The organism is Psychrobacter sp. ER1 (assembly GCF_048631835.1).
Classification (GTDB): domain Bacteria; phylum Pseudomonadota; class Gammaproteobacteria; order Pseudomonadales; family Moraxellaceae; genus Psychrobacter.
On record NZ_CP184640.1, the window covers coordinates 1,718,483 to 1,732,129 of the forward strand.

At 42.3% G+C, this 13,647-nt stretch carries 7 protein-coding genes and 2 pseudogenes; 8 read left to right on the top strand and 1 reads right to left on the bottom strand.

Annotated features, from left to right (window positions below):
* Positions 1 to 186 precede the first annotated feature (186 nt).
* Together ACOBWA_RS07755 and ACOBWA_RS07760 are read left to right on the top strand one after the other, a co-directional pair.
* On the top strand, positions 187 to 498 hold the full coding sequence (locus ACOBWA_RS07755; RefSeq protein WP_420228957.1) for a hypothetical protein: 312 nt from the start codon (positions 187 to 189) through the stop codon (positions 496 to 498).
* On the top strand, positions 486 to 818 hold the full coding sequence (locus ACOBWA_RS07760) for a DNA-3-methyladenine glycosylase family protein (protein ID WP_420228958.1): 333 nt from the start codon (positions 486 to 488) through the stop codon (positions 816 to 818). Before ACOBWA_RS07755 ends, ACOBWA_RS07760 begins: the two co-directional genes overlap by 13 nt.
* 61 nt (positions 819 to 879) lie before the next feature.
* Here the strand turns inward: ACOBWA_RS07760 and ACOBWA_RS07765 are convergent, their stop codons facing one another.
* Positions 880 to 2,787 carry a mechanosensitive ion channel family protein gene (locus ACOBWA_RS07765; RefSeq protein WP_420230744.1) on the bottom strand — a complete coding sequence of 636 codons (1,908 nt, stop codon included), beginning with the start codon at positions 2,785 to 2,787 and terminating at the stop codon, positions 880 to 882.
* Positions 2,788 to 3,302: 515 nt separating this feature from the next.
* Between ACOBWA_RS07765 and ACOBWA_RS07770 the strand changes: the two genes are divergently transcribed.
* The 6 genes and pseudogenes from ACOBWA_RS07770 to ACOBWA_RS07795 all read left to right on the top strand — a co-directional run bounded on the left by ACOBWA_RS07770 (position 3,303) and on the right by ACOBWA_RS07795 (position 13,413).
* Positions 3,303 to 5,222 carry a TonB-dependent receptor plug domain-containing protein gene (locus ACOBWA_RS07770; protein WP_420228959.1) on the top strand — a complete coding sequence of 640 codons (1,920 nt, stop codon included), beginning with the start codon at positions 3,303 to 3,305 and terminating at the stop codon, positions 5,220 to 5,222.
* A gap of 348 nt (positions 5,223 to 5,570) precedes the next feature.
* A complete protein-coding gene (gene ahcY / locus ACOBWA_RS07775; protein ID WP_101204984.1) occupies positions 5,571 to 6,995 on the top strand; it encodes an adenosylhomocysteinase in 1,425 nt (474 codons plus the stop codon).
* Between the two features lie 13 nt (positions 6,996 to 7,008).
* Complete coding sequence (gene metF, locus ACOBWA_RS07780; protein WP_420228960.1) at positions 7,009 to 7,857, top strand: methylenetetrahydrofolate reductase [NAD(P)H]; 849 nt, start codon at positions 7,009 to 7,011, stop codon at positions 7,855 to 7,857.
* 359 nt (positions 7,858 to 8,216) lie between these two features.
* A pseudogene (locus tag ACOBWA_RS07785) lies at positions 8,217 to 9,052 on the top strand (16S rRNA (uracil(1498)-N(3))-methyltransferase).
* A 218-nt stretch (positions 9,053 to 9,270) separates the two neighbouring features.
* Positions 9,271 to 10,937, top strand: a pseudogene (locus ACOBWA_RS07790) (putative bifunctional diguanylate cyclase/phosphodiesterase).
* Between the two features lie 682 nt (positions 10,938 to 11,619).
* A complete protein-coding gene (locus tag ACOBWA_RS07795; protein WP_420228961.1) occupies positions 11,620 to 13,413 on the top strand; it encodes an acyl-CoA dehydrogenase C-terminal domain-containing protein in 1,794 nt (597 codons plus the stop codon).
* Positions 13,414 to 13,647 lie beyond the last annotated feature (234 nt).

Genomic DNA, 13,647 nt, shown 5'->3' on the forward strand with positions numbered 1-13,647 from the left:
GTACTATATAAAAAGGACTGCTTATTTGCAGTCCTTTTTATCAATCATCCATGGTTTAGACGTAGACTATAACGATGTTTCCTTTAATGAATACTCTCTTTCATGTACATTCCATTTAATGTTAGCTTCTCACCTTTTATTAATATATAGACTTGAGCACCTTCTAATTAGCAAAGCGAAATCACTATGAATATACAGACTATTGAAAACATTAACGAACTAGAACAGCAGATTGCTGCGCTGATTGCCATTGAACCAAGGTTTGCTCCTGTCCATAAGCAGGTAGGCACCCCTAACCTTAGGCATAATGCAGGTGGGTTTGAGCAGTTGATGAGAGCGATGGTCGGTCAGCAGTTATCAGTTGCCGCCGCTGCCAGCATTTGGAAACGGTTGGTTGATGCAGAATTAATCACTCCGCAAGCTATACGCGAGGCGACAGATGATACTTTGAAGACACAAGGATTGTCTAAGCAAAAACTCGTTATGTGCGTTCATTAGTAGATCATGATATAGACTTTGCAGCCTTAGAAACTTTGCCAAATGAAGAGGTCATAACAACCTTGACAGCTGTGACAGGGATTGGACGTTGGACAGCTGAGATGTATTTACTATTTTCGCTAAAACGTACAGACATACTCGCTGTCGATGATTTGGCCATTAAAGTTGCAGCCATGGAGTTGTTAGGCTTAGCAGAGCGCCCAACACCCAAGCAGCTTAAAGATCTAACTCAGCACTGGTCACCTCATCGCAGTGCTGCCAGCCTATTGCTTTGGTCGTACTACGGCTCATTACGTGATAAAACCGCAGTACCTTTATAACTAATAGAGCAAAAAACATAGCTAGTGTTATTCACTACCATTCGTGAGCAAAAAGTCTCTTTTAAGGCTGGTTCCATATAGAAAAGCCAGATTTGTTTTTAGTGTGCTTAAACTTACTTTTTCTTAGCATATGACTTTTATGCTTTAGTGCCTTAAGCGCACCACTTCTGCTGACGGTCGCCATAGAGAATTTGTGGTGACTTGCAACATCATTTTTAGCCTTGTCACTATCTTTACGAATATCAACGCCATCGTCGTTGTAATCTTTCCTGTATACGCTTGTGTTTACTTCCTTGTTATCAGACACTTCATTATTAGCAGAGTTACTACTGTTGTCTGATTCATCTCCTTCTGCTGATTCATCAGTGCTACTTCCCACATGATGTTCAAGCTCCGTTTGATTAACAATCAACTGCTGAGTTGGTAATGCATGTTCAACCTTATATTTTGCCACTTGGGTTAATATATCGACAAATAAAACATTCTGTTTGTCATAAAATTCAATAATATCAACGGCATTGATATAGGCCTGCAACTGAATAACATAGCAATCTTGGCGCAGCTCCAAAATATTGACCTGATTCCACTCCTGATTGGTCAAATCATGCTCTTTTATAAATTCATCTAAGTCATTGACCATTTTAAAGATTACATCAAGATCAGCAGTACGTTTTAGATATAGCTGATGGAAAAAACGAAACATATCGCGAGAGGTAAAGTTTTCGATCTGCATCGATGAAAAATCACCGTTTGGTACCGTAACAATCGTCCGCGACAAGGTCCGTACGCGCGATGAGCGAATACCAATATCAATAACTGTGCCTTCATAAGTACCGAATTTACAGTAGTCACCGATACGCACAGGTGAATCGGCGACGACGACGACACTACCCACTAAGTTTTCAATCGTCTTTTGCGCACCTAGTGCTAACGCCAAACCACCCACACCCAGTGCGGCAATACCAGTGGTCAAATCAAAACCCAAATTGCCAAAAATGACAATCACTGCAAATATCAGTAATAGCGCTTTGACAACCTTGCGCAGCAGTCCCAAAATTGAGACACGCTCAGTATAGTTTTTCTTGTAGCTTAGATTTACCGCTCGAGTAAATATCGCATCGATCACTCGTAATAGTAGCCAAGTCAGCGCCAACCAAGAAGCAATATCCGTAAAGCGATTGACTGGCTCACGCAGGGTCACCGAAACCCCTGCATAAACCATAACCTCGGATAGTATCAATGCCATAATGACCACAGAAAGTGGCAATATTACCTTATTAGGTAACGGCAATGGCGTACCACGCAAGTACGGATAGACAATCCTCAATAAATGGTACAGTAACCATACCGCGATATAAGTGAGTACAAAGCTAGTCACAATCATGGTGAGCGCGGCGACCAAATCAGCTAGTTGATAGCCGAAAAGCTTTTTACCATCTAAAGAATCAACCGTATAGCGAGAGACCAAGGTCGGCTCAGTATTTTCTATTACTTCTGGTACTGAGGTCAGTGTATCGCTAGAGAATTGCCAATATTGCTCATTCTGTTTTGAGACCACCCTTTCTAGCAATAGCGGAACACTTCGCTCCCCGATATTAATCACACCGACGTTTTCTTGGCTAGGTGGCAGTTGGTCAGTTAGATTACCCTCGGGTGAGTTACTAATCTGTAGATCCGGCTGGAAACGCCCTCCTGCATCTAGTGCTTGTTTGAACTGTCGCACAACGGTCGTTGGGTTATCAGACTTAGATAAGTTGAGATAATTACTTGCCAGCAGATAATCATTTTCACCCAGCGCACTGATAAACCCTTGTACCGTATGACGCGGTGTATCTCGGCCAAACGAATCAGGCAATGGCGTACTTACTGTCTCTCCACTACTGTCATTACCCACTCCAAGCGCACCAGCCTCCACAGCATAAGCATTATTTGGCAAGGTAATACTCAACAGCATAGTCAGTAATAGCATCGCGACTATAAATGGTATTTTAGTAGTAGCAGAGAATAAATTAGGCGAAGGACTGGGAGTCAGATTATGCTTGATAGACAAAACAAACCTCTTAGTTTAAAAATGGCATGATAAGTGACAGGTGACGTCCATACTATAGTAACAATTATTTATAACAGCAGTGCTTTTGATTACGCAATTTTGTAGCTAACTGTATTGGTATTTGATTTTTTACTCTATGTGCATTTCTAATAATAAGTATTTATTAAGACAGCTTTCTCTTATAAAACTAAGAAGATGCTCATAAAATATTTAGGTAAATTAATTTTTAATAGACTATTTAGCAAGCTAACCTGAATAACATTCAGCCTACCCTGAATAAAAATTAGGTTAAAGTAGTTTATAAAGCAAGTTAATTTGTAGATAATGAGCACAGTTTTGCTTATATACTGTTTTTTGTAACTTTTGACCCCTTTTACGTCATAATAGTTACCTCTCATTTCTGCATTTTTAACTTGATTACTTTGGAATCGACTATGTCTGTATCACGTGCATCTTCACGTACCTATCTTTGTTTAAGTATTTTGAGCGCGCTTGGCTTACTTGCAGTAAATACTGCAATGGCAGCCATTTCTGAAAACGCTTCCATCAACGATAGTAACCTACCACAAGTTGAGCTTGATGAAATTGTCGTGACAGCCACTCGCACACCTACTAAGACAAGTAATGTAATTGCGCAAACACGAGTAATCGATAAAGAAGAGTTACAACGTTATCAAGGTCAAACCGTTTTGGACGTACTCAAACGTCAGCCAGGCATTGCTTTTAAACAAAACGGTGGTCTTGGCGCTTCTTCAAACTTTTATATGCGCGGCTACGATAGCAAACAAGTCCTCGTATTGATTGACGGTATACGTTATAGCTCAGTCAGCGCTGGAGGCGCCGCGTTAAACTTGCTACCTGCTGATCAAATTGATCGAATTGAAGTTCTCTATGGAGCATCAGGTTCTAGCATCTACGGTGCGGATGCGATGGGCGGTGTCATTCAAGTATTCACTAAAGGCGGCAATATAGATCGAAGCAGTATGTCAGTTACCGCAGGTATCGGCTCAAACGATCATTATGTATACGGTGCAAGCGCACAACTTGCCAATACTAATGGTACTACATTAAGCCTTTCAGCCAGTCACAACGAAACAGATGGTATCAATGCGACCCGTCCAGATCCCAGTAATCAAAATGACCCTTATAATAAAGACGATGATGGTTTTGAGAGCGACAGTGTAAGCTTAGCAGTCAATCAGCGTTTTGGCGATACGTTACTGACAGGTGCTAGTATCTTGTATAGTAAATCCACTACTGAATATGACGATGGTACTTTTGAAGACGCTCATGCTGATCAAGAAAACGGCGCAGCACAAGCTTATGTCGACTGGCAATATATGCCTGATGCCTCTGTTAAGCTCCAGTATGGTCACTCTATTGATAAAAGCGAGTCTTATGCTAAGTATCCAAATGTATTCGATGGTACTCAAGACCAGATTAGCTTAGTTGGTAAAAACAAGCTGCTAGCTGGTGAAGGTGTTTATGGTCTCGAATACCTCACTCAAGACTTAGACAGCACGGCTTACAGTATTGATGACCGTAATGTCAAAAGTGCCTTTGCTGGCTATGTCATCGCCAATGACCGCTTTGATGCACAAGCCAACCTACGCTACGATGATGACTCACGCTATGGTGATGAAACCACCTATAATTTGGGCGGTGCAATGCATCTTAGTCCTGATTTCCGCGTTGGTGCGAGCTATGCTAAAGGCTTCCGCGCACCTGTTTTTAATGATTTAAGCCCTGTATATAGTGGTAACCCCGATCTAAAGCCTGAAACTAGCGACAACTACGAAGCTTTTGCTGAATACAACACTCTGCTACAGTCTACACGTCTCACTGGCTATTATAATGATGTTGAAAATTTAATCAGTTACGTCGCAAGCCCTACGCCTAGCAATCCTTATGCAGGAGCTAGTCAAAATATCAATGAAGCTAAAATCAAAGGTATCTCATTAACTTCTGACTGGGAAATGAACGACTATCTGTTTGGCGGCAGCTATGATTACCAGAAGGCAGAAGACAGTAGTGGCGGAAGTGATGATGGCAACTCTCTTCCCTACCGTCCTGAACACAAGGGCTTGGTATATGTCGGATACCGTCTGCCAAGTTTAGATATACGCGCTGAATATCAGTATGTAGGGGACTATTACAGCAGAATTACCAATACTGACTCTCAATTTGTAGACAACTATGGATTGCTGAACATCAGTGGTAACTACAAACTTACTGATAATTTATCTATGACTGCACGTCTAAATAACATCACTAACGAAGAGTATATAACAGATATTGGCTATAATACTGACGGTATTAACTACTTTACCTCTCTAACCTACAACTGGTACTAATTTTGGCTGAGTAGTATCAAAAAACATTAAAACAAAAAAGGTCATCAGTCGATGGCCTTTTTTATGGCTATAGATTCCTGTTTGAGGTTTTGTTTGTCTAAGGCGTCAGCTATTTATCTCAGTCAATAGGTGACAATTAACCACTCATCTATTACAATAACGACCTCCGAGAGGTGTTGCGCCATAACAGTGATTTACTGCATTAACATTCTATAGTTATGCAATCACAGGTTATGTTAGGCTCGGTTAACTGTTGAGTATCCATCGTTTTGGTCGCTCACAGCGCAAACAACGGCACCTGCGTTTTTATTCTTTTTATCATTCGTTAACCACTGATAGGAGCATATTATGGACGCAGTGTCTACTACACCATCTGCCCATACGATCGATCCCTCTTTTACTGACTATAAAGTTGCTGACATCAGCCTTGCTGATTACGGCCGCCGTGAAATCACCCTTGCTGAAGCCGAAATGCCTGCCCTAATGGGTTTGCGTCGTCGCTACGAAGCAGACCAGCCGCTTAAAGGCGCGAAAATCGCTGGCTGTATCCACATGACCATTCAGACAGCCGTACTTATCGAGACACTAGTCGCGCTAGGTGCTGAAGTACGCTGGACCTCATGTAACATCTTCTCAACTCAAGACCATGCTGCTGCGGCTATCGCTGCTGCTGGTATCTCTGTTTATGCTTGGAAAGGCGAAACAGAAGAAGAGTATGAATGGTGCCTACGTCAGCAAGTACATGTTGGCGGCGAAGCGTCAGGCCAACTTTGGGATGCTAACTTAATCTTGGATGACGGCGGTGACTTAACTGCTTTAATTCACAACGATTATGCAGAGCTGCTTGATAACATCCATGGTATCTCAGAAGAGACCACCACTGGCGTTCATCGCTTGGTTGAGATGCTTGGTAAAGGTACACTTAAAGTACCAGCCATCAATGTCAACGATGCAGTTACCAAGTCTAAAAATGATAATAAATACGGCTGCCGTCATAGCTTAAACGATGCTATTAAACGCGCTACCGATATGTTTCTTGCTGGTCGCCGCGCTTTAGTTATCGGTTATGGCGATGTAGGTAAAGGCTCTACACAAAGCTTACGCCAAGAAGGCATGATCGTACGGGTCTCAGAAGTTGACCCTATCTGTGCTATGCAGGCATGTATGGACGGTTTTGAAGTCTTATCACCATACATCGATGGTGACAACACTGGCGGCGCAGCCAGCATCAACAAGCGCTTGCTTGAAGACACTGATATGATCGTCACGACTACTGGTAACTACCATGTTTGTGATAGACATATGCTAGCAGCCCTTAAGCCTGGTGCTGTGGTATGTAACATCGGTCACTTTGACACCGAAATCGACACACAATTCATGCGTGACAACTGGCGCTGGGTTGAAATCAAGCCACAAGTACATCAAATCTTCCGCTCAGACGATGAGAACGATTATCTAATCTTGCTTGCTGAAGGTCGCCTAGTAAACCTAGGTAACGCCACTGGTCACCCATCACGCGTGATGGACGGCTCATTTGCCAACCAAGTATTGGCTCAAATGTATCTGTTCGAAGAAAAATTCGCTGACTTGCCAGCTGACCAACGTACTGACAACCTATACGTAAAAGTATTGCCTAAGAAGTTAGACGAAGAAGTGGCCGCTGCGATGGTTGCAGGCTTTAACGGTACGCTAACCAAGCTGACCCAAAAGCAAGCTGAGTATTTAGGTGTGCCAGTTGAAGGTCCATTCAAGCCTGACGCTTATAAATACTAAAAGGAGCCTGACTGTGAGTAAGCCTGCTTTCTCCTTTGAGTTCTTTCCTGCAAAGACCGAGCAAGGTCACGAAAAGCTTCTCAGCACTTATGATGAGCTTAATAAGTTATCACCAGCTTATTTCTCGGTAACTTATGGTGCGGGCGGTTCAACCCGTAGCCGCACCTTAGATATCGTACAGGCACTAAGTACGCGTGGTACCACTGAAATCGCACCGCATATGTCTTGTATTGGTGATGACAAAGCTGAAATCGCTGAATTGCTCGAGTATTATAAGACTTTAGGTATTAGACGCTTAGTAGCGCTACGCGGCGACTTGCCATCAGGTCAGGTGGGCATGGGTGAACTACCATTTGCGGTAGATTTGGTAAAATACATTCGTGAGCATTCAGGTGATCACTTCCATATCGAAGTGGCCTCCTACCCTGAAATGCACCCACAAGCGCGTAGCTTTGAGTTTGACATTGATAACTTGGTAAATAAATACCAAGCTGGTGCCAATGCGTCGATTACCCAGTTTTTCTACAACGCTGACAGCTATCTGTACTTGCGTGATAAGTTAGAGAAACGCGGTATTGATACAGTAGCTCAGCCTTTGGTCGCTGGTATCATGCCAATTACCAATTCAAGCAATCTCTTGCGTTTTGCTGATAGCTGTGGCGCCGATATTCCGCGCTATGTACGTAAGCAGTTGATGGATTTTGGCGATGATAGTAAGGCTATTCGTGAGTTTGGCTTTGATGTGGTTTATCGCTTGTGTGAACGCTTGATTGCCGAGGGCGTACCTGCCATGCATTTTTATAGCATGAACAAAGTTGAGCCAAACAAACGCTTGGTAGAAGCATTGGGATTGACTGCTTAAACTTGTAAGCATTCTAAAATATCCCTCGATCATTCCTGAAGACATTATTAATGACTGGCGCTTTTAGGAGCGCCAGTTTTTTATTGTCAAAATTTTGACCAATCACCTTTTACAGTTTTATTCATACACTTTATCTTATTTGATTTTTAAAAATTTCTTCACTGTGTAATAATGCTGCTCTAAAAATAATTACCTTTATTAAGAAAAATTCTCATAAAACAAATGTCATTAATTGTCTCAAGTGATATTCTATAGATCTAATAATAACTATACTCAATCAAATAATAGGAATAAGACCACGTGCGACGTTTTTTTATGCCGTTAACAACGACAATGCTGATGCCTCATCACTACCTAAATTGGGTGAGTTGCCGCTAGGTAGCAATGTCGAATTACCAGATAGTATTGTCCATCACTGGTGCCGTGTACTACGAGCCAATATTGGTGATCAAGGGATTTTGTTCGATGGATTTGGCGGCGAATATACAGTAGAGCTACAGGCAATCAGTAAAAAAATGCCACTGCTACTTTGCTTACACATATAGACGACGATCGTACGGCATCTACTATCACTCAGATTGGTTTGGTAATGAGCCGCGGTGAGCGTATGGATTATGCTATCCAAAAAGCAACTGAGCTTGGAGTGACTGCCGTTCAGTTACTCAGCAGCCACCATGGCGAAGTCACATTGAAACCTGCTCAAGTTGAAAAGAAACTGGCGCACTGGCAACAAGTAGCGATCGCCGCTTGTGAACAATGCGGTCTTAATCGTCCACCTCTTATTCTTGCGCCACAATCTATCAATGAATGGCTAAGCAATACCAATTCTGATGCTAAGACTACTGAGGCTATGGCTACTGGCGTTACGAAGGCGCAAATGGCCGTCAGTTCTATCGTTTCTGTGCTTAGTCATGATTCTTACTATCAAGTATTAGCAAACGCTGCAGATCTATGTATGCAAATGAGTGTACCAGCAGCAGGACAACCTGCCATGCCTGACGCTCTATCTGATATTCTTAAACAACAGACCCCTTATATCAAACTGTTGATCGGGCCTGAAGGTGGTTTGAGTCACGATGAATGTCAGCAAGCGGAGAGTGTTGGATTTGAGCGTTGGCAAATCGGCACAAGAGTCTTGCGTACCGAAACTGCACCAGTAGTAGCATTAGCTACTTTACATGCTTTAAGCACCTAGTAAAAACTGATAAGTACTAGTAAGACTATCGTAGTTTTCATCTTTTATGCTTATAGTCAAAAATAACGTCTGTTCTTCATCGTACATGGTAAAACGCGATGTCAACTCAATGTAAATAAATTGATAATGCAGTTCTTATTTTTATAAGCCTTTATCTTTTGTGAGCCACTATTATGAGTAATTTTGACACTCTTCCAGTATCAATCAAGCAGCAGTTGATGAGTACGCTATGTGAACAACTTGAAGACGCCATATTTGTACTAGATAATAATTTACGTTATTTAGCGGTTAATGCCAGTTATGAGCTTATAATTGGCTACAAAGAAGAGTTCTTGGTTGGTCGGCCCCTTGGTATTTATGCTGCTGAGTTTCTATCAGAAGCAGAGCAGCTGATCTTAAAAGACATTAGTAAAAATCTAGACAGTCATGGATTTTACGAACTTGATTTTTCGATGATTAATCGTTATGGCGAACCTATTGATTGTCATGTCACTTATCGCAAGATTTATGTCGAACAGACGGCTTACCATGTCGGTATGCTGCGTGACATGTCATCCGTTATCAAAGACCAAAAACAAGTCGCGCATTTACTCAACTATGATCAGCTTACAGGCCTCCCTAACCGCAAGGTCTTTTTGAGTCAGACAAGTGATATGCTATTGGATAGTTATCAAGAGATTGTCCTTGTACGCTTAAATATTGACCGTTATCGCAATCTTGCCAGCCTACTAGGGCCTGATGGTGCTAATGACTTAATAAAAAACTTTGTAGAAGAAGTTGAAAAGCTCAAACTGCATAATTTACGCTCCTTTTCCCACTTTGGTGGTGATGATTTTGCGCTACTGTTTGAGGTTAAAGATGCCAATATGGTACGTCATCAATTAGATACACTTATGCAAATGTGTGAACGCCCCTTCTCTACTGATAAGAGCCATGCGACAGATGCAAATATCTATTACCATATTTCTGTGGGTGTGAGCTGTTTTCCAAAAGACGATAACGAAGTAACCGGTTTATTGACCAAAGCAGAAAAGGCATTGGACTATGTCAAGCAGCACGGTGGTGATGATATCCGTTGGTATGATGAGGCTATTGAAAGCGCCACCGCTGGTAGCTTAGAGTTAGAGTCTGAGCTTAGGACTGCTACCCTTGAAGGTCAATTCGTTCCTTATTATCAGCCAAAGTTCTCATTAGAGACTGGGGCTATCACAGGTTTTGAAGCATTGGTACGTTGGCAACATCCTACTCGCGGATTACTCAAACCCGTTCATTTTATCAATGCCATTATTGCGCACAAGCTCTCCTTTGATTTGTTTTCGCAACTGGCTATTAAAATCGTCAAACAACTAGCCGCTTGGCAACAGCAAGGGTTTCATCAACACGTCTGTATCAACGCTGATGCCGCGGAATTTAGCCACCCTGACTTCTTTGATATGGTAAGCACACTACTGACAGAGAATGGCGTTGCTGCCCATCAATTGCATATCGAAGTGACCGAGTCGTCTTTGATTCAGCGTCATGATAATGTAAAAAACAGCTTAACTCGCTTAGAGAGCTTGGCGTGCGGCTAGCGCTCGATGATTTCGGTACTGGTTACGCATCATTGAGCTACTTGCAAGAATACCCATTTGATTTTATCAAGATCGATAAGAGCTTTATCTCCAATATTGAAACCGATCGTACCCAACATGCGATTGTAAAAGCCATTTTAGACTTAGCAGTCGCTTTAGACATGCAAGTCGTTGCTGAAGGTATCGAGACTGAGCAGCAGCGTGATGTATTGTTAGATATGGGTTGCAAAAATGGGCAGGGCTATTGGTTTAGCAAACCCGTGGCTGCTGATGTCGCTACTGCGATGTTGATTCAGCAAAACGCTGCTGAGTAAACGCTAAATTATTCGTTATAAGTTATTAATCATAAACTACTATAGTCATCCACTATAAAAGTATTACAGTTCCATCTGCACTCGGTTGCCTTGTACTACTTCTAAATTGGATCGACTATATGTTCAGATTCCTAGCATACGATCATGTTTAATGTTTATTACGGTTTATCGCGTACATATCTGTGAAATAACTTACATGCTCGGTTATACCAAATAATGTTGTAATTTATACTAATGCTTTTGTCTTTCTGGCAAACGCTATTTTTTTGGCCGTCGTTTTTTCACGTTAATACTGGTCATATAGAGGACTACCTATCTTAGTAACATTAAAGTTTTCATATGCTTAATGCTGCTGTTTCCTAGCGCCTAACGTCGATTGCATAACCGATGCAAGATAGGTTCATGACTTATCAGTCCTATCACCAAACTTGTATAATCACCTATGAAAGCCTATCTTTTATAGTGAATTTGTTAGAGCACATTTAATCTCTCATTGACTCTGACAATCACCACTCTTTTTAACACTATTTTATGTAATCGATAGCATGGTTAACCTGCTTTACTGTTTATCCTTTATTTAGATTTTCAGATTGGCTAGGTAAGAATAACGCACTAGAGGATAGTGCGACCATATGCTCATTATTAGCTATGATCGGTTACATTCCAAAAAGGACAGGAAGTTATGCAATACAAAGCGCCCTTACGTGATATCCAATTCGTTATGCATGAACTACTCGATAGTGAAAGCCACTACAAAACTTTGCCTGCGTTCCAAGAAGCTGACCGCGAGCTAATGGACAGCCTATTTGAAATGGCTGCAAGCTTTGCTGAAAACGAACTGTCACCATTGAATCAAAGCGGTGATGCTGAAGGCTGTAAGTTTGACAATGGTAAGGTCACCACGCCAAAAGGCTTCAAAGAAGCTTATGATGCGTATTGTGAGCTTGGCTTCCCTGCTTTATCAGCTGAAGAAGATTTTGGCGGTCAAAACATGCCGTTCTCATTGTCTACTGTCATCAATGAAATGGTTGGTACGGCTAACTGGTCATTCTCTATGTACCCTGGCCTCTCACATGGTGCCATCCAAACCATCGAGCATCATGGTACTGACGAGCAAAAACAAACTTATTTAGAAAAAATGGTTACTGGCGAATGGTCAGGCACCATGTGTCTTACTGAAGCGCATGCGGGTTCTGACTTGGGTATTATCCGTACCAAAGCTGAGCCTAAAGAAGATGGTAGCTATAGCATCACTGGTCAAAAGATTTTCATCTCTGCCGGTGAGCATGATCTAACTAGCAACATCATCCACATTGTATTGGCTCGTCTACCAGGCGCGCCTGCTGGTACCAAAGGTATCTCATTGTTTATCGTCCCGAAAATGACGGTCAACGCAGATGGCAGCATTGGCGAAAGCAACAATGTCGTTTGTGGCTCTATCGAACACAAAATGGGTATCAAAGCCTCTGCAACTTGTGTCATGAACTTCGATGGCGCAACGGGTTATTTGATTGGACCTGAAAACCGCGGCCTACAGTGTATGTTCACCTTTATGAACGTGGCACGTATCGGTACTGCTGTACAAGGTTTGACTGCAGCAGAGTATGCATTCCAAGGTTCATTGACTTATGCAAAAGACCGCTTAGCGATGCGCTCTTTATCAGGTACGAAAGCACCAGAGAAAGCCGCTGATCCTATTATCGTACATCCAGCGGTTCGTAACATGCTATTGACTGAAAAAGCCTTTGCTGAAGGTGGTCGTGCGCTGGTTTATTATCTCTCACACTTTGCGGATACCGTCGCAAAAGGCGAAGGCGAAGCGTTGAAGTTTGCTGACCAAATGTTGTCACTACTGACACCAATTGCTAAAGCGTTCTTGACTGAAACAGGTCTAGAAGCCGCTAACCATGGTATTCAGGTTTATGGTGGTCATGGTTTCGTTAGCGAATGGGGTATGGAGCAGAACGTACGTGATACGCGCATTTCTTGCTTATACGAAGGTACCACAGAGATTCAAGCACTTGACTTGTTAGGCCGTAAAGTCCTAGGTTCACAAGGTAAGCTACTTGCGAACTTTGTAAACGTTATCCAAGAATTCTGTGAAGAAAACAAAGAAAATGACGAGATGGGTCAGTTCATTCGCCCACTTGCCAAGCATCTTAAAGAATGGGGCGATTTAACTGCACGCATCGGCATGCAAGCAACTGAAACGCCAGACGCTGTCGGCGGCGCTGCAGTAGACTATATGTATTTCAGTGGTTATGTCACCCTAGCCTACTTATGGGCACGTATGGCACTGGTTGCTCAGACTGCTATCGCAAACGGTACTGGCGAAAAAGCATTCTATGACGCTAAAGTTAAAACGGCTCAGTTCTACTTTGCTAAGCTATTGCCACGTACGACTACGCACGTACAGCGTATCAGCACTGGTGTAGAGCCATACATGAGCATGGACGTTGATCAGTTTGCCTTTTAATTAAAGCGCTAAACTTCGCTATCGTATAATCTTGAGCGGCAACATACTTCGGTGTGTTGCCGCTTTGTTTTGCAGATACTTATGACAACTATCAACATAGTTTTGACTATAGCAACTGTCTATAAGTACCGACCCGCCTACCTTCTCACATTATAGTTATCAGCGAGGTGTCTATAAGCACTTCAATAGCCGCTGCTAACTTTTGGTGTACGCACAATTCACGAAGAAATACAC

Bases quoted from the DNA above. Each gene is read 5' to 3' on its own strand.
- ahcY (WP_101204984.1), top strand. From the start codon at position 5,571: ATGGACGCAGTGTCTACTACACCATCTGCCCATACGATCGATCCCTCT.
- ACOBWA_RS07770 (WP_420228959.1), top strand. From the start codon at position 3,303: ATGTCTGTATCACGTGCATCTTCACGTACCTATCTTTGTTTAAGTATT.
- ACOBWA_RS07795 (WP_420228961.1), top strand. From the start codon at position 11,620: ATGCAATACAAAGCGCCCTTACGTGATATCCAATTCGTTATGCATGAA.
- ACOBWA_RS07755 (WP_420228957.1), top strand. From the start codon at position 187: ATGAATATACAGACTATTGAAAACATTAACGAACTAGAACAGCAGATT.
- ACOBWA_RS07765 (WP_420230744.1), bottom strand. From the start codon at position 2,787: ATGCTATTACTGACTATGCTGTTGAGTATTACCTTGCCAAATAATGCT.